18 protein-coding genes are annotated in these 18,462 nt (G+C 71.2%); 15 read left to right on the forward strand and 3 right to left on the reverse strand.

What is annotated here, in order from left to right:
- Position 1 precedes the first annotated feature (1 nt).
- Positions 2 to 1,897 (reverse strand): translational GTPase TypA, encoded by a 1,896-nt coding sequence (gene typA, locus ACP7BP_RS16020; protein ID WP_426245993.1) that lies wholly within the window; start codon positions 1,895 to 1,897, stop codon positions 2 to 4.
- A gap of 137 nt (positions 1,898 to 2,034) precedes the next feature.
- On the opposite strand from typA, the gene ACP7BP_RS16025 reads away from it, so the two are divergent.
- The 12 genes from ACP7BP_RS16025 to ACP7BP_RS16080 all read left to right on the forward strand — a co-directional run bounded on the left by ACP7BP_RS16025 (position 2,035) and on the right by ACP7BP_RS16080 (position 14,175).
- Complete coding sequence (locus tag ACP7BP_RS16025) at positions 2,035 to 3,357, forward strand: protealysin inhibitor emfourin (RefSeq protein ID WP_426245995.1); 1,323 nt, start codon at positions 2,035 to 2,037, stop codon at positions 3,355 to 3,357.
- 71 nt (positions 3,358 to 3,428) lie between these two features.
- Positions 3,429 to 5,687 carry a chemotaxis protein CheW gene (locus ACP7BP_RS16030; RefSeq protein ID WP_426245997.1) on the forward strand — a complete coding sequence of 753 codons (2,259 nt, stop codon included), beginning with the start codon at positions 3,429 to 3,431 and terminating at the stop codon, positions 5,685 to 5,687.
- Entirely contained in the window at positions 5,684 to 6,103 is a 420-nt protein-coding gene (locus tag ACP7BP_RS16035; RefSeq protein WP_426245999.1) for a chemotaxis protein CheW, read from the forward strand. The genes ACP7BP_RS16030 and ACP7BP_RS16035 overlap by 4 nt, the downstream gene beginning before the upstream one ends.
- A 22-nt stretch (positions 6,104 to 6,125) precedes the next feature.
- A complete protein-coding gene (locus ACP7BP_RS16040) occupies positions 6,126 to 7,703 on the forward strand; it encodes a methyl-accepting chemotaxis protein (RefSeq protein ID WP_426246001.1) in 1,578 nt (525 codons plus the stop codon).
- Positions 7,704 to 7,774: 71 nt separating this feature from the next.
- Positions 7,775 to 9,397 carry a methyl-accepting chemotaxis protein gene (locus ACP7BP_RS16045; protein WP_426246002.1) on the forward strand — a complete coding sequence of 541 codons (1,623 nt, stop codon included), beginning with the start codon at positions 7,775 to 7,777 and terminating at the stop codon, positions 9,395 to 9,397.
- 105 nt (positions 9,398 to 9,502) lie between these two features.
- A complete protein-coding gene (locus tag ACP7BP_RS16050; protein WP_426246004.1) occupies positions 9,503 to 10,387 on the forward strand; it encodes a hypothetical protein in 885 nt (294 codons plus the stop codon).
- An 80-nt stretch (positions 10,388 to 10,467) separates the two neighbouring features.
- Complete coding sequence (locus ACP7BP_RS16055) at positions 10,468 to 11,592, forward strand: protein-glutamate methylesterase/protein-glutamine glutaminase (protein WP_426246006.1); 1,125 nt, start codon at positions 10,468 to 10,470, stop codon at positions 11,590 to 11,592.
- Positions 11,589 to 12,428 (forward strand): CheR family methyltransferase, encoded by an 840-nt coding sequence (locus ACP7BP_RS16060; RefSeq protein ID WP_426246008.1) that lies wholly within the window; start codon positions 11,589 to 11,591, stop codon positions 12,426 to 12,428. The genes ACP7BP_RS16055 and ACP7BP_RS16060 overlap by 4 nt, the downstream gene beginning before the upstream one ends.
- Positions 12,413 to 12,802, forward strand: coding sequence for a response regulator (locus ACP7BP_RS16065; protein WP_426246010.1), 390 nt, complete (start codon positions 12,413 to 12,415; stop codon positions 12,800 to 12,802). Before ACP7BP_RS16060 ends, ACP7BP_RS16065 begins: the two co-directional genes overlap by 16 nt.
- A 1-nt stretch (position 12,803) precedes the next feature.
- On the forward strand, positions 12,804 to 13,250 hold the full coding sequence (locus ACP7BP_RS16070; RefSeq protein ID WP_426246011.1) for a chemotaxis protein CheX: 447 nt from the start codon (positions 12,804 to 12,806) through the stop codon (positions 13,248 to 13,250).
- A 42-nt stretch (positions 13,251 to 13,292) separates the two neighbouring features.
- Positions 13,293 to 13,655 (forward strand): response regulator, encoded by a 363-nt coding sequence (locus ACP7BP_RS16075; protein ID WP_426246013.1) that lies wholly within the window; start codon positions 13,293 to 13,295, stop codon positions 13,653 to 13,655.
- A 34-nt stretch (positions 13,656 to 13,689) separates the two neighbouring features.
- A complete protein-coding gene (locus ACP7BP_RS16080; protein ID WP_426246015.1) occupies positions 13,690 to 14,175 on the forward strand; it encodes a hypothetical protein in 486 nt (161 codons plus the stop codon).
- A gap of 27 nt (positions 14,176 to 14,202) precedes the next feature.
- On the opposite strand, the gene ACP7BP_RS16085 is transcribed toward ACP7BP_RS16080, so the two are convergent.
- A complete protein-coding gene (locus tag ACP7BP_RS16085) occupies positions 14,203 to 14,892 on the reverse strand; it encodes an aspartate/glutamate racemase family protein (RefSeq protein ID WP_426246016.1) in 690 nt (229 codons plus the stop codon).
- A gap of 39 nt (positions 14,893 to 14,931) precedes the next feature.
- Complete coding sequence (locus ACP7BP_RS16090; RefSeq protein ID WP_426246018.1) at positions 14,932 to 15,711, reverse strand: SDR family oxidoreductase; 780 nt, start codon at positions 15,709 to 15,711, stop codon at positions 14,932 to 14,934.
- Between the two features lie 26 nt (positions 15,712 to 15,737).
- Here ACP7BP_RS16090 and ACP7BP_RS16095 point away from each other — a divergent pair, with 26 nt between their 5' ends.
- The 3 genes from ACP7BP_RS16095 to mshA all read left to right on the forward strand — a co-directional run bounded on the left by ACP7BP_RS16095 (position 15,738) and on the right by mshA (position 18,420).
- Complete coding sequence (locus tag ACP7BP_RS16095) at positions 15,738 to 16,625, forward strand: RNase H family protein (RefSeq protein ID WP_426246019.1); 888 nt, start codon at positions 15,738 to 15,740, stop codon at positions 16,623 to 16,625.
- A 75-nt stretch (positions 16,626 to 16,700) separates the two neighbouring features.
- On the forward strand, positions 16,701 to 17,063 hold the full coding sequence (locus tag ACP7BP_RS16100; protein WP_426246021.1) for a hypothetical protein: 363 nt from the start codon (positions 16,701 to 16,703) through the stop codon (positions 17,061 to 17,063).
- A 79-nt stretch (positions 17,064 to 17,142) separates the two neighbouring features.
- On the forward strand, positions 17,143 to 18,420 hold the full coding sequence (mshA, locus tag ACP7BP_RS16105; protein ID WP_426246023.1) for a D-inositol-3-phosphate glycosyltransferase: 1,278 nt from the start codon (positions 17,143 to 17,145) through the stop codon (positions 18,418 to 18,420).
- Positions 18,421 to 18,462: the final 42 nt, after the last annotated feature.

Genomic DNA, 18,462 nt, shown 5'->3' on the forward strand with positions numbered 1-18,462 from the left:
GTCAGCGCGCCGCCTTGCGTGCCCGGGACGCGGTCTTGGCACGCTCGTTGGCGTCGAGCACGACCTTGCGGATGCGCACCGAGTCGGGGGTCACCTCGACGCACTCGTCGTCGCGGCAGAACTCGAGGCACTGCTCGAGCGAGAGGCGCTTCGGCGGGATCAGCTTCTCGAAGTTGTCGGAGGTGGCGGACCGGATGTTGGTCTGCTGCTTCTCCTTGGTGATGTTGACGTCCATGTCGTCGGCGCGGGAGTTCTCGCCGACGATCATGCCTTCGTAGACCTCGGTCGTGGGCTCCACGAACATGATCCCGCGCTCCTGCAGGTTGGTCATGGCGTACGCCGTGGCCGCGCCCTTGCGGTCGGCCACCAGCGACCCGTTGGTGCGGGAGCGGATCTCGCCGGCCCACGGCTCGTAGCCCTCGGAGATGCCGTGGGCGATGCCGGTGCCCCGGGTGTCGGTGAGGAACTCGGTGCGGAAGCCGATCAGGCCGCGCGCCGGGACCAGGAACTCCATGCGGACCCAGCCGGTGCCGTGGTTGGTCATCTGCTCCATGCGGCCCTTGCGGGAGGCGAGCAGCTCGGTGATCGTGCCGAGGTACTCCTCGGGCGCGTCTATCGTCAGGCGCTCGAACGGCTCGTGGACCTTGCCGTCGATCTCCTTGGTGACGACCTGCGGCTTGCCGACGGTGAGCTCGAACCCTTCACGGCGCATCTGCTCGACGAGGATGGCCAGTGCCAGCTCGCCGCGGCCCTGCACCTCCCAGGCGTCGGGGCGCTCGGTGGGGAGGATGCGCAGCGACACGTTGCCGACGAGCTCGGCGTCGAGGCGGTCCTTGACGAGGCGTGCGGTGACCTTGCCGCCCTTCGTGCGACCAACCAGCGGCGAGGTGTTGGTGCCGATGGTCATCGAGATGGCCGGCTCGTCGACGTGGATGAGCGGCAGCGCGACGGGGTTGTCGGGGTCGGCCAGGGTCTCGCCGATGGTGATCTCGGGGATGCCTGCGATGGCGACGATGTCGCCGGGGCCGGCGGACTCGCCGGGCTTGCGCTCCAGGCCCTCGGTGACGAGCAGCTCGGTGACGCGGACGTTCTTGACCTCGCCGTCGCGGCGCATCCACGCCACCGTCTGGCCCTTGCGCAGGGTGCCCTCGTGCACCCGCACCAGGGCGAGCCGGCCGAGGAACGGCGACGCGTCGAGGTTGGTGACGTGGGCCTGCAGCGGGGCGCCCTCGGTGTAGACCGGGGCCGGGATGGTCTCGAGGATCGTCTTGAACAGCGGCTCGAGGTCGCTGCCCTCCGGCATCGTGCCGTTCTCGGGCTTGGTGAGGCTCGCGATGCCGGCCCGGCCGGAGGCGTAGACGACGGGGAAGTCGAGGGCGTCCTGGCTGTGGCTCTCGTCGAGGAGGTCCATGAACAGCTCGTAGGTCTCGTCCACGACCTCGGCGATCCGGGCGTCGCTGCGGTCGGTCTTGTTGACGACCAGGATCACCGGCATGTCGGCGTTGAGGGCCTTGCGCAGCACGAAGCGGGTCTGGGGGAGCGGGCCCTCCGACGCGTCGACGAGCAGCACGATGCCGTCGACCATCGAGAGACCGCGCTCGACCTCGCCGCCGAAGTCGGCGTGGCCCGGGGTGTCGATGATGTTGATGACCATCGGCTGGCCGCCACCGGCCGGTCCCTCGTAGTGCACCGCGGTGTTCTTCGCGAGGATCGTGATGCCCTTCTCGCGCTCGAGGTCACCGGAGTCCATGACCCGCTCGGCGACGCTCTCGGCCTGGTGGGCGGTGAAGGCACCCGCCTGGCGGAGCATCGCGTCGACCAGGGTGGTCTTGCCGTGGTCGACGTGCGCGACGATCGCGACGTTGCGCAGGTCGCTGCGGGTGGTGGTTCCAGACATGGGAGTGCGCCGTCGCTTTCGCTGGGTTGGGTTGCCTGAATCGTACGGCGACGCGCGGCTTTCCCAGAATCGCGCCGTAGCCCGCGAACGCCTCCTGGCGGTTCAGTTTGTCGGCGTCCTCGGGTAGGACTGAGGGCATGACCTGCCTGTTCGTGCCGCCGTACCTCCTACGCCGTATCGCCGAGTCCGGGCACCCGGGTGCGGGTTGCTCGACCCACACGCTGCGCGTCGACGCCGGCGTGCGTGGGCGCCGCGTCGCCCGGCTCGGTGCGCCTCCCGAGCTCGACTCGGCCTGGGTGGTGCACCCCGCCGACAACGGCACCGTGCTGCCCGGGCGGCCGGTGCGCTCCGCGGGGCAGCCGCCCTCCGGTGACGCCGCGGTCGACGAGGCGGCCGACGGCATCGTGGCCACGCTTGCGCTGTTCGCCGAGGAGTTCGGCCGGTCGTCCTACGACGGGGAGGGTGGGGGCGTCTCCCTGACGGTCCACTACGAGAAGGACTACGACAACGCGTTCTGGGACGGCGCCCACCTGGTCTTCGGCGACGGTGACGGCAGGGTCTTCGGCCGGTTCACCCGGGCGATCGACGTGCTGGCCCACGAGTTCGCGCACGCGGTGACCGAGCGCACCGCCGCGCTGGCCTACCAGGGCCAGGCGGGCGCCCTCAACGAGTCGGTCTCCGACGTGTTCGCCTCCTGCCTCAAGCAGCGGGTGTGCGGCCAGACCGTCGACGAGGCCGACTGGCTGATCGGGGAGGAGCTCTTCCTCCCGGGCGTGCAGGCCCGAGCCCTGCGCGACATGGCCGCGCCCGGCACGGCCTACGACGACCCGGTGCTCGGGCACGACCCGCAGGTCGCGCACATGGACGACTTCATCGACACCACCGACGACAACGGTGGCGTGCACCTCAACTCCGGCATCCCCAACCGCGCCTTCCACCTCGCCGCGACGGCCATCGGCGGCCAGGCGTGGAAGGGCGCCGGGCAGGTCTGGTACGCCGCACTGACGTTCGGCACCGTCGCGACGGGCGCCGGCTTCGTCTCCTTCGCCGGCGCCACCGTCGAGGCGGCCGGCGACCACGCCGAGGTCGTGCGTCAGGCCTGGCGGCAGGTCGGGGTCGATCCCGACGGTCCGCCCCTGACCGCCGGCGCCACCGCACGGGCCGCGGTGCCGGCCGGGGTGGTCGCCGTACGCCGCTCGGGCGGCTTCGCCGGGCGCACCACATCCGGGACGGTCGACCTCGATGGTCCCGACCCCCGGGCCCCGCGGGTGCGCGAGCTGGTCACCGGTCTGGACCTGCGCTCCGTCGCGCCCGCGCTGCCCAAGCCGGACATGTTCACCTACACCTTCGAGATCTGCGGCGCCGATCCGGTCGCCGTACCCGAGCAGCACCTGACCGACCGGCTGCACCGCCTGGCGGAGCTGGTGCTGTCCGAGGGCGGGGAGTCGCCCGCGCGCTGACGCGTTTCGCTCAGGTCGAGCCCTCGCGTGTCGATAGTCCGGCTGTCGACGCACAAAGGAGAAGGCCGCGCATGGACGAGATGGACGAGATCGTCTCGGAGTTCCTCGTGGAGAGCCACGAGAACCTCGACCAGCTGGACCGCGATCTCGTGGAGCTGGAGAAGAACCCGGGATCCCGCGATCTGCTCGCGAGCATCTTCCGCACGATCCACACGATCAAGGGCACCAGCGGCTTCCTCGCCTTCGGGCAGCTGGAGGCGGTGACCCACGTCGGCGAGAACCTCCTCGCCCGGCTGCGTGACGGCAAGATGACCATGACGCCCGGCACCACCGACGTCCTGCTCGCCATGGTCGACCGCGTACGGGACCTGCTGACTGCCATCGAGCACGACGGCACAGAGGGCGACGTCGACGTGAGCGAGGCAGTGGCCCGGATCACCGACGTCCTCGAGGGCCGGGACTCCGTGCCCGCCCCGGTGCTGGTGCCCGAGCCGGTCGCCACCGCCGACCCCGTCGTGGAGCTGGTGCCCGAGCCGGTCGCCGAGGCGCCTGCCGAGCCGGCCCCGGACGAGGAGGTCACCCGGCGCAACGTCGCGGAGTCCTCCATCCGCGTCGACGTGGAGCTGCTCGACAGCCTGATGCGCCAGGTCGGCGAGCTGGTCCTCACCCGCAACCAGATCATCCGGCAGGCGACCGGAGAGGCCGACCCCACCCTGATCCAGGCCGCCCAGCGCCTCAACCTGATCGCCACCGAGCTGCAGGAAGGCGTCATGAAGACGCGCATGCAGCCCATCGACCACCTCTGGGCGAAGCTGCCGCGCGTCGTGCGCGACCTGGGCGCCGCCTGCGGCAAGCAGGTGGAGCTGGCCATGGTCGGCCGCGAGACCGAGCTCGACCGCTCGCTTCTGGAGTCCGTCAAGGACCCGCTGACGCACCTGGTGCGCAACGCGGTCGACCACGGCCTCGAGTCTCCCGACGAGCGCGTGGCCGCGGGCAAGAGCGCTGACGGGCTGCTGACGCTGCGCGCCTACCACGAGGGTGGCCAGGTCGTCGTCGAGGTGTGCGACGACGGGGCCGGGATCGACCCGGCGCGGATCGCGGCGAAGGCCGTCGACAAGGGCCTGCGCACGCAGGCCCAGGTGGCGCAGATGTCGAGCGCCGACATCCTCCAGCTCATCTTCACCCCAGGGTTCTCCACGGCCGCCGCGGTCACCAACGTGTCGGGGCGCGGTGTCGGCATGGACGTCGTCAAGACCAACATCGAGTCCATCGGCGGCACCATCGAGATCGAGTCGGTGCTGGGCCGCGGCACCACGTGCCGCCTGCGCATCCCGCTGACGCTCGCCATCGTGCCGGCGCTCACCGTGCAGTGCGCCGGCGACACCTACGCCATCGGGCAGGTGAACCTGCTCGAGCTCGTGGCGCTCGACGCCGACCGTGCGGCCACCGCCATCGAGGACGTCAACGGCGCCCCGGTGCACCGGCTGCGTGGCAGCCTGCTGCCGCTGGTCCATCTCGCGCAGGTGCTGGGGGTCGAGTCCGAGCGCAGCGACGGCCACGTGCTGATCGCGGTCCTCCAGGCCGAGGGCAAGCGGTTCGGCCTGGTCATCGACCGCGTGCTCTCGACCGAGGACATCGTCGTCAAGCCCCTGGGAGCCCGGCTCAAGTCGCTGGGCACCTACTCCGGTGCCACGATCCTGGGTGACGGCAGGGTGGCGCTCATCCTCGACGTGCAGGCCCTGGCCCGCCGGGCCCTCAACGCCGAGAGCCTCGAGCGCACCAACGAGCGCTCGGACGACGCCAAGGGTGCCATCGAGCACGTACGCATGCTCGTGGCCGGCATCGGTGGCGGCCGTCGCATCGCGATCGCCCTCTCGTCGGTCACCCGGCTCGAGAACATCCCTCAGGCCTCCGTCGAGGTCGTCGGCAGCCGGGAGGTCGTGCAGTACCGCGGCGACATCCTGCCGCTGCTGCGTCTGGGCCGTCACCTCGGCGTCGACTCCTGGGGCACCGAGGAGCAGGACAAGGACAAGGACCTCGTCGTCATCATCTACACCGCGGGCTCCCGGAGCCTGGCGATCGTGGTCGAGGAGATCGTCGACATCGTCGACGAGGAGACCGAGGTCCACGACGACATCGCCGACCGCGGCCTGCTGGGCTCGGTCCTGATCCGCGACCGCGTCGTCGAGGTCCTCGACGTGCGCGACGCCGTACTGGCCGCGGACCCCAACTTCTACGCCGGCGTCGACCCTGTCGACGAGCTCACCTGGTCGGGCTCCGGCTCGGCCTTCGGGGCCACCGGCATCGGTTCAGTCCAGGAGGCAGTGTGAGCACCCGGTTCGTCACCTTCACCCTCGACGCGCGGCTCTACGGCGTCCGCGTCGAGTCCGTGCAGGAGGTGCTGCGCGGCCTGCCGCGCACGCGCATCCCGCTGGCGCCGCCGACCATGGCCGGACTCATCAACCTGCGTGGCCAGGTGCTCAGCGCGGTCGACCTGCGCGAGCAGCTCGGGTTGCCCGGTCATGACGCCGCGAACTCGCAGATGCTGGTCGTGATCCGGGTCGCCGGGGAATCGGTCGCTCTCGTGGTCGACAGCATCGGCGCGGTCGTCGACGTGGAGGACGACCAGTTCGAGCCGCCGCCCGACACCCTCACCGACTCCTCACGCGAGCTTCTTCTCGGGGCCTACAAGCTCGACGACACCCTCCTGCTCGCCCTCGACGTCGACCGAGCCGTCGCCGCCTAATACCTAGGAAATGGACACCGCCATGAAGTCACCCATCACCTGGACCGTGGGCCGTCGGCTCGCAGCCATCGCCGTCGTCGGCGGCATCACGGCAGCCGCGATCACGGCCACGTCCGTCTACACCGGGTCGGGCCTCCGCGAGAACACCGAGCTGGTCGTCGAGGCCAGCCGGGTGGAGGCCGCCATCCTCGGCCTGGACACCCGTGGGAGCGAGATCAAGGTGTCCGCCCTCAAGTCGCTCCTGGGTGAGAACCTCGACGACATCAAGGCCAGCATGCGTGAGGATGAGGCCACGGTGAAGGAGCTGCTGGCCGTCGTCGACGCCAACTCCGGGGGGCTCGACCCCGACGACCTGGAGAACGTCGCGCCGCTTACCGAGGCGTTCGCCACGTACATCGAGCGGATCAACACCTTCCTGGCCCTCGTGGAGTCCGACCCGGCCGCCGCCAAGGCGCACGTGGGAGACATCCAGGACGCCAACGACGCCACCGACGCGGCGGTCACGTCCGCGAAGGCCACGGTCCTGGACCACTTCGGCGAGCTGGAGGCCAAGGCGGCCTCACTCAGCTCGCAGGCACGCACGCTCACCCTGCTGATCGCCCTGCTCGGCATCGCGGTCCTCGGCATCTCGGCACTCGTCATCGCGCGACGCATCGTCCGGCCGCTGCGCCGGTCCGTCACGGCCTTGGAGGCCTTCGCCGCCGGCGACCTCACGCAGCGGGTGCCGGAGGAGTCCAGCGCCGAGCTCGGCCAGCTGGAGCGGGCGCTCAACCACTCCGTGGACTCGGTCGGCGAGATCGTCACCGCGGTTTCCGCCTCGGCCGATGCGGTGGCTGCGGCTTCGGAGCAGCTGTCGGCGTCGTCGCAGCAGATCGCGGCTGGTGCGGAGGAGACCTCGGTGCAGGCCGGGGTGGTGGCTGGTGCGTCGGGTGAGATCTCCCGGAACGTGCAGACGGTTGCTGCGGGTGCGGAGGAGATGGGTGCCTCGATCCGCGAGATCGCGCACTCGGCCAACGAGGCCGCGCGGGTGGCCTCGCAGGCTGTCTCGGCGGTGGACAGCACGAACGAGACGGTCGCGAAGCTCGGTGTCTCGAGCCAGGAGATCGGCAACGTCGTGAAGGTGATCACCTCGATCGCGGAGCAGACGAACCTGCTGGCGCTGAATGCGACCATCGAGGCCGCTCGTGCCGGGGAGGCCGGCAAGGGCTTCGCGGTGGTGGCCAACGAGGTCAAGGAGCTGGCGCAGGAGACCGCTCGGGCCACCGAGGACATCGCGCGTCGGGTCGAGGCGATTCAGGGCGACACCGGTGGTGCGGTGTCTGCGATCGGTGAGATCGCCAAGATCATCACCTCGATCAACGACTACCAGCTCACCATCGCCTCGGCGGTGGAGGAGCAGACGGCTACCACCAACGAGATGAGCCGCAACGTCGCCGAGGCCTCGACCGGCTCGAGCGAGATCGCCGACAACATCTCCGGCGTCGCGGCCGCCGCCGACGTCACCACGCAGGCCGTCAGCCAGACCCTGGCTGCCGCCGGCGAGCTCGCCTCGATGGCGGCCGACCTGCGCGTTCAGCTCTCCCGCTTCACCACCGTCTGATCCCGCACCATCCCACCAGCCACGTCCGCCGCTTCGACGAAGCGGCCCACCATCCCACCAGAGGGGCAAGCATGAGCACCACCGCCACCCGGCGCAGTATCGCGTCGACCATCCAGGACCTCGGTGTCCGCGTCAAGGTCCTGACCGCCGTCGCCGTCACGGCGATCGTGGCGTCCGTCGTCGGCGTCATCGGCCTGCATGCCCTGGGCGGCGCGGCCGAGCAGGCCCGCACTCTCTACAGCTGGAGCGTCCTGGGCGTGTCCGGCGTGGCCGACATGGACCGTTCCATCTCCGCCATGCGCAGGGACGCTCGCGACGCGATCATCTTCCCGGAGCAGGAGAAGGCGCAGGCGGCCCTCGACAGCCTCGACGCGGGCTTCGTCACCTACAACGACGCCGCCGAGAAGTACTCCGCCACCGGTCTGGACGCCCAGAACAAGAAGCTCTTCGACAAGGTCAACGCCGACGCCAAGGACTACTACGACAAGCTGGCCAACGACCTGGGCCCGCTGGCCAAGACCCACGAGGTCGAGGCCTGGGTGAAGGTGAACGAAGGGACCGTGGGCCCGATCGTCGACCAGCTCACCGAGGACCTCGACGCCCTGCGCGCCTACGAGCAGGCAAACGCGGAGAGGCTGGTGGCCGAGGTCGACTCGTCGTACTCCTCCAGCCGCAACCTGATCATCGGCCTGCTGGTCGCCGGCGTCGCCCTGGCCCTGGCCCTCGGCTGGGTCGTCTCGACGGCGCTGGCCCGCAACGTCGCCAAGGTCAAGGGCGTCGCCGACGCACTGGCCGAGGGAGACCTCACCCAGACCGCCGGCCTCACCTCGAAGGACGAGGTGGGCAGGATGGGCGCGAGCCTCGACGTGGCGATGGGCAGGCTGCGCGAGCTGATGGTCAGCGTCATGTCCTCCTCCGATGCGGTGGCTGCGGCTTCGGAGCAGCTGTCGGCGTCGTCGCAGCAGATCGCGGCTGGTGCGGAGGAGACCTCGGTGCAGGCCGGGGTGGTGGCTGGTGCGTCGGGTGAGATCTCCCGGAACGTGCAGACGGTTGCTGCGGGTGCGGAGGAGATGGGTGCCTCGATCCGCGAGATCGCGCACTCGGCCAACGAGGCCGCGCGGGTGGCCTCGCAGGCTGTCTCGGCGGTGGACAGCACGAACGAGACGGTCGCGAAGCTCGGTGTCTCGAGCCAGGAGATCGGCAACGTCGTGAAGGTGATCACCTCGATCGCGGAGCAGACGAACCTGCTGGCGCTGAACGCGACCATCGAGGCCGCTCGTGCCGGGGAGGCCGGCAAGGGCTTCGCGGTGGTGGCCAACGAGGTCAAGGAGCTGGCGCAGGAGACCGCTCGGGCCACCGAGGACATCGCGCGTCGGGTCGAGGCGATTCAGGGCGACACCGGTGGTGCGGTGTCTGCGATCGGTGAGATCGCCAAGATCATCACCTCGATCAACGACTACCAGCTCACCATCGCCTCGGCGGTGGAGGAGCAGACGGCTACCACCAACGAGATGAGCCGCAACGTCGCCGAGGCCTCGACCGGCTCGAGCGAGATCGCCGACAACATCTCCGGCGTCTCGGCCGCCGCCGAGTCCACCACCCAGGCCCTGGCCCAGAGCCGGACCGCGGTGGACGAGCTCGCCCGCCTGGCCGGCGACCTGCGCTCGAACGTGGGACAGTTCCAGATCGTCTGATTGAGTCATGACGCGTCACCGGGCCGGTGGCATCCTGGGGATGCCGCCGGCCTCGTCATGTCCGCCCGAGGTTTGACCGCGGCCCGGTGCGGAGAGGAGAGCCACATGCGCTACTCCGTGGTCGGCGCGGCCACCCTCGGGTTCGATCTCACGCGCCTCGAGCACGGAACCCGGGTGGCCGGCGTGCTGCGTGCGGCGCTGGCCTGTGGCCCGGAAGAGCTGGAGCAGCTGGCTGCCGCGCACCCGGGCCCGCAGGCCCGCCGCGCCCGCCAGGCCGAGCTCCAGACCGCGCTCTTCGAACGCGAGGCGCTGGCCGACCTGCTGCCGCAGGCCGGCCGGGCCTTCGAGGAGTCACTCGGTGGCAGCTCCCCGACCCTGCGCCGGCTCGAGGCGGGGCTCCTCGGCGATCCCGCCGGCATCGACCACCTCGTCCGCCACGACATCCTGGACTGGACCTGGCTGCGCAGCGGCTCGACGTCGGTGCAGGACCCGGTCGCCGCCGACGCCGCCGACGTCCTCTCCGACGCGGCGGTCGCCGCCTACCTGCGTTCCTCGACCCGTCCGGACCTGTGGTCGGAGATGTCGGCACCCCTGGAGTCCTCGGGCATCGAGCCGGTCGAGTCCCTGCTGATCGCCGGAGTGCCCACGGTGAGCGCCATGCTCCAGGAGCTCGCGCTGGCTGACGACGAGCTCCTGGCCCGGTGGCGCAGGGTCGTCGCGGACGTCCGCGGCCGCACCGCCCAGTGGGCACCGGCGATGCATCGCACCAGCTGGGCGCTCTCGCTGGCCGAGCGGCTGCGCCTCGCGGCCGACGTCCAGCTGGCAGGCGTGATCGCCTTCTCGCGGTCCGGGCTGACCGCGAGCGACGCGGCGTACGGCGCTTGGAACGCGCTGACGGGCGTGCTGCAGGCCCAGCTGGTGAGCGACCTGCTGCCCGACGTCGACGCCGACGTCCTGATGCGGCCGTGGCGCCAGGTCAGGGCTGAATAGCTCAGGTCCGGCCGATCCCTGCCGATGAGGGGGGCGGCCACTCGTTCGGGGGGGCCGAGCCCCCCAGAGTGAGGACACCGATGACGCCGATCCGCGTCCTGGTCGTCGACGACTCCGTCGTCATCCGGAGGCTGGTCACAGACCTCCTCCAGGACGACCCCGACATCGAGGTCGTCGGCACCGCCGTCAACGGTCGCGCCGCCCTCGGGAAGGTGGACCTGCTCGAGCCCGATCTCGTGACGATGGACATCGAGATGCCGGAGATGAACGGCATCGAGGCCGTGCGTGCCCTGCGCGCCTCCGGCAGCAAGGTCCCGATCATCATGTTCAGCACCCTCACCGAGCAGGGTGCTGTCGCCACGCTCGACGCATTGGCCGCCGGCGCCTCCGACTACGTCGCCAAGCCGGCCAACGTCGGCAGCGTCAGCCGCTCGATGGACCAGGTGCGCGAGGCGCTCATCCCTCGCATCAAGTCGCTGGTGGCCCGCGCGTCCGTCCCGATCGCCCGCTCCGCCTCCGCCCCGGCAGCCGCACGCGTCGCGGCGCCCGTCGCCCGACCGACCCTCGCCACCCGCTCCCACGCTGAGGACTACCGGCTCCTCGTGGTCGGCGCGTCGACCGGCGGCCCCGAGGCGCTCAACACGCTCTTCACGGCGCTGCCGCTGCTGCCGGTGCCGGTCGCGGTCGTGCAGCACATGCCCCCGGTCTTCACCCGCCAGTTCGCCGCCCGGCTCGACCGGCACTCGGCCTGGACGGTGACCGAGGCCGAGCACGGCCAGCTCCTGACCCCGGGCACCGTGGCGATCGCTCCCGGCGACCACCACCTCGAGATCGTCGCGAGCTCTCGCGGCTTCGTGGCCAAGCTGCACCAGGGACCGCAGGAGAACTACTGCCGTCCGGCCGTCGACGTCCTCTTCCGCAGCGCCGTCGCAGCGGTCGGTCCGGCCGTGCTCGCGGTCGTCCTGACCGGGATGGGGTCCGACGGCGAGCGGGGCGCGGACCTGATCCGGCAGCGCGGCGGCAGCGTCATCGCGCAGGACCAGGCGACGTCCGTCGTCTGGGGGATGCCCGGCGCGGTCGCCAACGCCGGGCTCGCGGAGCTGGTGCTGCCGCTCACCGGGGTGGCTCCCGAGCTGGTGCGCCGGCTCTCGACCCTGGGCCGCGCTGTGCCCTCCGCACACATGGCAAGGGAAGGAGCTCGATGAGCATCGGTGCCCGGGAGTTCGACTTCGTGCGAGAGCTCGTCCGCAGGGAGAGCGCGATCGTGCTGGAGGCCGGCAAGGAGTACCTCGTGGAGTCGCGGCTGCTGCCGCTGGCCCGCGCGACCGGCCAGACCGACGTGACGGCGTACGTCGCGGAGGTGGCGAGGGCCCGCAACCCCCGGACGCTGACGGCGATCGTGGAGGCACTGACCACCAACGAGACGTCGTGGTTCCGCGACAACGACCCCTTCGTCGCGTTGCGTACGGCGGTCCTGCCGGCGCTCGCCAAGACTCGGACCCGCAAGTCCCTGCGGATCTGGTGCGCGGCATGCTCCACCGGCCAGGAGCCCTACTCCGTCGCCATGACGGTGCTCGACTCGCCTCTGCTGGCCGACTTCGACGTCACCATCGTCGCGACCGACCTGTCCGAGGAGGTGCTCGCGAAGGGACGCGCCGGCGAGTACTCCCAGCTCGAGGTCAACCGCGGCCTGCCCGCCTCCCTGCTGGTGCGCCACTTCACCCGCGAGGGGCTCAACTGGCGGATCAGCCCGCAGCTCCGCTCACGCGTGGAGTTCAAGCAGCTCAACCTGCTGCGTCCCTACACCCTGATGGGCAAGTTCGACATCGTCTTCATGCGCAACGTGCTCATCTACTTCGACCAGGCGACCAAGCAGGACATCCTGCGCCGGGTCAGGCAGGTGACCGCTCCGGACGGCTACCTGTTCCTCGGCGCGGCCGAGATGACGCGCGGCCTCGACGACAGCTGGGAACGAGAGCCGGCCGGACGCTCAGCCCTGTATCGGATCAGAGAGGAAGATCGCTCATGCGTGCCTTGGTAGTCGACGACTCCCGGGCGATGCGCCGCATCGTCGGGAACATCCTGTCCCATGCCGGGTTCGAGGTGCTCCAGGCCGGCGACGGCCAACAGGCCCTCGACGTGCTGGAGACGCAGACCGAGCTGCCCGAGCTCGCCTGCGTCGACTGGAACATGCCGGTCATGGACGGCCTGACCTTCGTGAGCGAGGTGCGCAAGCGGCCCGAGTGGCGAGGCATCACCTTGATGATGGTGACCACCGAGAGCGAGCAGGACCGCATCGTGCGGGCGCTCGCGGCCGGTGCCCACGAGTACCTCACCAAGCCGTTCGAGGCCGACGACATGCGCCAGAAGCTCGAGTTCCTCGGCCTTCTTCCCGACGTACCCGTGGAGGTGTGAGATGACGACGATCGTCGTACCCGACGAGGCCCTGCTGGGCGCTGTCGTTGAGCAGGTGTGGACCTCAATGCTCCACCAGCCGGTGCTGCCGTGGCTGGAGCCGTGGTCGACCGGCCGCGCCGGCGTCTCGGCGCAGATCGCCGTCGCCGGCGACTGGACCGGCGTCCTGCGGCTGTGGTGCACCGACTCGGCCGCTGTGTCGATGACCCGCGCGCTGCTCCCCCTGACCGCCGGAGCCGATCCCGAGCTCGACGACATCGAGGACGCGCTCGGCGAGGTCGTCAACGTGGTCGCCGGCAGCCTCAAGGGCGCCCTGGGCGGCACCTCCACGCTGGGTCTGCCGCGCGTGAGCGCGGGCAGCTCGCCCGACCTGACCGGTGGCGCCGCCCACCTGACCGTGTCCTGGCACGGCGACCCGGTCGTGATCTCGATCGTCCCCGTGGACTGACCCGCCCGTCAGTCCACACAAGTAGAACGGAAGACATCCCCCATGAAGGTCATCATCGCCGACGACAGCCGCGTCATGCGTCAGATCGTGCTGCGCACGCTGCGCCAGGCCGGCCTCGGTCACCACGACTTCGTCGAGGCCGAGGACGGCGTCGACGCGCTGGCGAAGATCGCCAGCGAGAGCCCCGATCTGGTGCTCTCCGACTGGAACATGCCCAACATGACGGGCATCGAGCTGCTGCGCGAGCTGCGCGCCGGTGGCAACCAGGTGCCCTTCGCCTTCGTCACCTCCGAGGGCTCCGACGACATGCGCCAGCTCGCTGAGGCGGCCGGGGCGATGTTCGTCATCGCCAAGCCGTTCACCGCCGACACCTTCCAGGACGCGCTCGGCCGCGTGCTGGTCTGACCGTCCCCTGATCAGCCTCCGAGGAGAACAGACGATGCAGCTGCCGGACCGCAAGTCCATCAAGGACCTCTTCGAGGGCCTGCTCGGCCGTGACGTCACGATCGGCGACGCCACGGAGCCACTAGCCCCCGACGTGGTCCCCGCGCCCGGCTTCGCGGTGTACGTCGACGACGGTGGCCGCCTCTCGGCCGTCGCCCTGATGGACTTCGCCCTCGTCGCGTACACCGGCGCCGCGCTCGCGCTCATCCCCGCAGGTGGGGCGGAGGCGGCTATCGAGGACAACGAGATGCCCACGAACCTGATGGAGAACACCGCCGAGGTCCTCAACGTGCTCGCGGCCCCGATCGGCGACTTCAGCGGCATCCACCAGCGCCTCGAGCGCACCTACAGCCCGAACGACACCCTGCCGCCGGAGCTGGCCGCGCTCGCGGCCACCGTCGGCGCGCGCGAGGACGTCACGGTCAGCATCGCGGGCTACGGCTCCGGCCGGCTGGCCATGGTCTGCGCCCCGGGGTACTGACCCCGGGCGCACCTCGGTGAGGGGCGATCAGGCGAGCGCGCGGTCGAGCGCGGCGCGCACGTGCAGCGTCGTACACGGGAAGAGCGGGACCTCGCAGTCGACCTGCTTGACCAGCAGCTCGAGCTCGGTGCAGCCCAGGAGCACCCCGCCGGCCCCGGCGTCCCACATCTCGTCGATGAGCGCGACGACCCGACGGCGGGTCGCGTCGACCACGCGGCCGTGCACGAGCTCGTCGTAGATCGCGGAGTTGAGCCAGCCGTGGTGCTCGGGCGCGGGTACGACGACCTCGGGTCCGCCCTCGGCAATGCGGCTGATGAAGAAGGGGTCGTTCATGGCGACCGTGGTGCCGAGGAACGCGACCTTCTGCACCCCCGCGGCGCGGCACTCGTCGGCGACCACGTCGGCCAGGTGCAGCAGCGGGATGTCGACAGCTGCGGCGACCTGGTCGGCGACCTTGTGGAACGTCGTGGTGCACAGGATCAGGAAGTCGGCGCCGGCGCGTTCGACGCCCCGGGCCGCGTCGGCCAGCAGGGTGCCGATCTGGTCCCAGCGCTCGTTGTCCTCGAGGTCGGTGACCTCGGCGAAGTCGACCGTGCTCAGCACCACCTTCGGTGACGACAGCCCGCCGAGCCGCTCCTGGACACCGACGTTGAGGTCGCGGTAGTAGACGAGGCTGGATTCCCAGCTCATGCCGCCGATGAGTCCGATGGTCTGCACGTCCGAAGTCTGCCACCTCGCGCGTGCGAGGCATCGCGGCTACCCGCGGTAGAGCTTGTGCTGGGCGGCCTGGGCGCGCGGCCGGATCACCAGCTCGTCGATGTTGACGTGGGACGGGCGGGTGGCGATCCAGGCGACCGCGTCGGCGACGTCGGCGGCCAGGAGCGGGCCGGGAACGCCGTCGTACACCGCGTCGGCCCTGGCCCGGTCTCCGCCGAAGCGCACCAGCGCGAACTCGTCGGTCTTGACCAGGCCCGGGGCGACCTCGCTGATGCGGATGGGCTCTCCGAGGAGCTCCAGCCGGAGAGTCTCGGTGACGACCTGGGTGCCGTGCTTGGCGGCGGTGTAGCCGCCGCCGTTCTCGTAGGCGACGCGTCCGGCGGTCGAGCCCATGTTGACGATCACGGCGTCCCCGGACTCGCGCAGCGCGGGCAGCAGCGCCTGGGTCACCCGCAGCAGGCCGATCACGTTGACGTCGTACATAGCCCGCCACAGCTCGGGGTCGGCCTCCTCGACCGAGGCGGCGTCGAAGGCCCCGCCCGCGTTGTTGACCAGCACGTGCACCGGACCGTCGACGGCGGCGGCGAGCCCGGCCACCGACTCCGCCGAGGTCACGTCGCACGCCACCGCCAGACCGTCGATCTCGGCGGCCAGTGCCTCGATCCGGTCGGTGCGGCGCGCGGCGCACACGACCCGGAACCCCTCGCCGGCCAGGGCCCGGGCGGTGGCCGCGCCGATGCCGCTGCTCGCGCCGGTGACAACGGCGACCCGGCGGGAGGCCGGGTCGGAGGTCGGAGGAGATGTCAGGGCAGAGGTCATGGCGACATGATGGCAGGATCGCCCGGGTGACGATCACTGCGGCCGCTGACGGCTCCGCCCTGGGAAACCCCGGTCCTGCAGGCTGGGGGTGGTACGCCGACGACGAGCACTGGGCGTGCGGCGGATGGCCGAACGGCACCAACAACATGGGCGAGCTGATGGCCGTGCTCGACCTGCTCCAGCAGACCGCGCACCTGGACGACGAGCTGCACATCATCTGCGACAGCACCTACGTCATCAACTCCGTCACCAAGTGGCTGCCGGGGTGGAAGCGCCGGGGCTGGAAGAAGGGCGACGGCAAGCCGGTGCTCAACGTCGAGCTGATGAAGTCGCTCGACGAGGCGATGCAGGGTCGCCGGGTCACGTTCGAGTGGGTCAAGGGCCACGCGGGTCACGTGCTCAACGAGCAGGCAGACCGGCTCGCCAACGCGGCGGCGACCGCGTGGAAGGCCGGCGCTGCGCCCGACCCGGGACCGGGCTTCTCCGGCGCGAGGGTCGCCCACCCGGCTGCGACCCCGGGCCAGATCGAGGAGGAGCCCGACCTCTTCGCCGACCTCGAGAGCGCCGACCGGGCCGAGTCCCCGGAGCTGACCGTGATCGCGCTCGAGCGCTCGCTGCTCACCGACGAGGTCCGCGCCGACGCGGCCTCGGTGGCCGCGCTCCTCCACCCGCAGTGGCAGGAGATCGGCAGGTCCGGGCGGCTCTGGAGCCGCGAGGAGATGCTCGCCGAGATCGGGCCGATCGGCGAGGTCAGCCTCGACGTGGTGGACGTGCAGGTCGTCTCCGACGACGTGATCCTGCTGGTCTGGCGCAGCCACTCCGACGAGGCCAGCGCGCTGCGGTCGTCGTTGTGGGTCCGCGTGTCCGGACGGTGGGTGCAGCGCTTCCACCAGGGCACCACGGCCGCCGGCTGAGGGCCCCGCACCGCTTCGCGATGCTGGCACACTGGCCCCGCACGCCGGCCCTGCCTGACTCGGAGAAGGAGAGTCATGACCCCACGTCGTACCGCCGGCCTCTGCTGCCTGCTCGGCGGAGCTTTGTGGGTGGTCCGCCGGCTCGTCGCTCCCTCCGCGTCCGACCTTCTGCAGTACGCCGGCCTGGCGCTGCTCGCGGCGGGCCTCGCTGTCGGCGGCGCCGGCCTGGTTAAGCGGGGCACCTGGTGGCTGAGGCTGGTCGCGGGGCTCGGCACGGCTGCCCTCGCGTGGTCGGTCGTCGAGGTGGTCCGGCCGGCCGGGGGCGCGTCGACGGTCGACGCCGTGGCGGGTGCGCTCGCGCTCGTCGCCGGTCTGGTCGCCGTCCTCACCGGTGGGGCGCGCACGGACCGGCGGCCCGTCGGTGCCCACTTGCGCTGACACCCTCCCGGCGGGCCCGGGAATCCCCGGGCGACGTCCGTGGTTAGCCCCTGTTGGAAGTTTCGACGAAGGGGCACTCGTGACACGACAGTCGACCCGCTGGCGCCGCCGGGTAGCCATGATCAGTCTGCACACCTCCCCGCTCGACCAGCCGGGCACGGGTGACGCGGGTGGCATGAACGTCTACGTGATCGAGCTGTCGAAGCGGCTGGCGGCCCGCGGCATCGCGGTCGACATCTTCACGCGTGCGACGTCCTCGACGCTGGCTCCGGTCGTCGAGGCCTCCGACGGCGTGCTGGTGCGGCACCTCAACGCCGGCCCGCTGGAGGGGCTCACCAAGGCCGAGCTCCCCGCCCAGCTGTGCGCCTTCGCCCGCGAGGTGCTGCGCACCGAGGCGGCCCAGCCGATCGGCTTCTACGACGCCGTGCACTCCCACTACTGGCTCTCCGGCCAGGTCGGGGCGCTGGCCCGCGACCGCTGGGGCGTGCCCCTGGTCCACTCGATGCACACGATGGCGAAGGTCAAGAACGCCGCCCTCGCAGAGGGAGACACCCCCGAGCCGCTGGCCCGGCTCATCGGCGAGGAGCAGGTCGTCGAGGCGGCGGACATGCTCATCGCGAGCACCGACCTCGAGGCCCGCCAGCTCGTCGACCTGTACGACGCGGTGCCCGACCGCGTCGAGGTCGTGCACCCGGGCGTCGACCTGAGCGTCTTCCGCCAGCGCGACCAGGGTGCCGCCCGGCGCGCGGTCGGGCTGCCCGAGGACGCGATCGTGCTGCTCTTCGCCGGCCGCATCCAGCCGCTGAAGGCCCCGGACGTGCTCCTGCGTGCCGTGGCGGTCCTCCTCGAGGAGGACCCCGGGCTCCGCTCCCGCGTCGTGGTGCCGGTGGTCGGGGGCCCGTCCGGCAGCGGGCTCGAGCATCCCGAGTCGCTGGCCAAGCTGTCGGCCGAGCTCGGCCTCGACGACGTGGTCCGTTTCGTGCCTCCGGTGGCGCAGGCCGAGCTCGCCACCTGGTGCGCTGCTGCGACACTCGTCGCCGTGCCGTCGTACAACGAGTCGTTCGGGCTGGTCGCCGCCGAGGCCCAGGCCACCGGCACGCCCGTGGTCGCCGCAGCTGTCGGCGGGCTGACCACGGTGGTCGCCGACGGTCGCAGCGGGCTGCTCGTGGACACCCACGACCCGCGCGACTGGGCGGGCGCACTCGGCTCGGTCATCCGCGACCACGCGCTGCGCACGCGGCTGTCTGCCGGTGCCCGCGAGCAGGCCCGGCTCTTCGCCTGGGAGCACACGGCGGACCGGACCCTGGAGGTCTACCGCAAGGCCGCCGGACTGATGCGCGTCCAGGCCAGCGCATGAGCGACGTGGGCGGCTGCTCGCCCGACCGGTGGGCCCGTCCCT

The organism is Nocardioides sp. LHG3406-4, assembly GCF_049897745.1.
In the GTDB taxonomy this organism is placed as follows: Bacteria; Actinomycetota; Actinomycetes; order Propionibacteriales; family Nocardioidaceae; genus Nocardioides.

Excerpts from the sequence above, each read along its gene's own strand:
- ACP7BP_RS16055 (WP_426246006.1), top strand. The coding sequence starts at position 10,468 with ATGACGCCGATCCGCGTCCTGGTCGTCGACGACTCCGTCGTCATCCGG.
- ACP7BP_RS16080 (WP_426246015.1), top strand. The coding sequence starts at position 13,690 with ATGCAGCTGCCGGACCGCAAGTCCATCAAGGACCTCTTCGAGGGCCTG.
- ACP7BP_RS16100 (WP_426246021.1), top strand. The coding sequence starts at position 16,701 with ATGACCCCACGTCGTACCGCCGGCCTCTGCTGCCTGCTCGGCGGAGCT.
- typA (WP_426245993.1), bottom strand. The coding sequence starts at position 1,897 with ATGTCTGGAACCACCACCCGCAGCGACCTGCGCAACGTCGCGATCGTC.
- ACP7BP_RS16070 (WP_426246011.1), top strand. The coding sequence starts at position 12,804 with ATGACGACGATCGTCGTACCCGACGAGGCCCTGCTGGGCGCTGTCGTT.
- ACP7BP_RS16060 (WP_426246008.1), top strand. The coding sequence starts at position 11,589 with ATGAGCATCGGTGCCCGGGAGTTCGACTTCGTGCGAGAGCTCGTCCGC.
- ACP7BP_RS16025 (WP_426245995.1), top strand. The coding sequence starts at position 2,035 with ATGACCTGCCTGTTCGTGCCGCCGTACCTCCTACGCCGTATCGCCGAG.
- ACP7BP_RS16045 (WP_426246002.1), top strand. The coding sequence starts at position 7,775 with ATGAGCACCACCGCCACCCGGCGCAGTATCGCGTCGACCATCCAGGAC.
- ACP7BP_RS16050 (WP_426246004.1), top strand. The coding sequence starts at position 9,503 with ATGCGCTACTCCGTGGTCGGCGCGGCCACCCTCGGGTTCGATCTCACG.
- ACP7BP_RS16090 (WP_426246018.1), bottom strand. The coding sequence starts at position 15,711 with ATGACCTCTGCCCTGACATCTCCTCCGACCTCCGACCCGGCCTCCCGC.
- ACP7BP_RS16030 (WP_426245997.1), top strand. The coding sequence starts at position 3,429 with ATGGACGAGATGGACGAGATCGTCTCGGAGTTCCTCGTGGAGAGCCAC.
- ACP7BP_RS16040 (WP_426246001.1), top strand. The coding sequence starts at position 6,126 with ATGAAGTCACCCATCACCTGGACCGTGGGCCGTCGGCTCGCAGCCATC.
- ACP7BP_RS16075 (WP_426246013.1), top strand. The coding sequence starts at position 13,293 with ATGAAGGTCATCATCGCCGACGACAGCCGCGTCATGCGTCAGATCGTG.
- ACP7BP_RS16065 (WP_426246010.1), top strand. The coding sequence starts at position 12,413 with ATGCGTGCCTTGGTAGTCGACGACTCCCGGGCGATGCGCCGCATCGTC.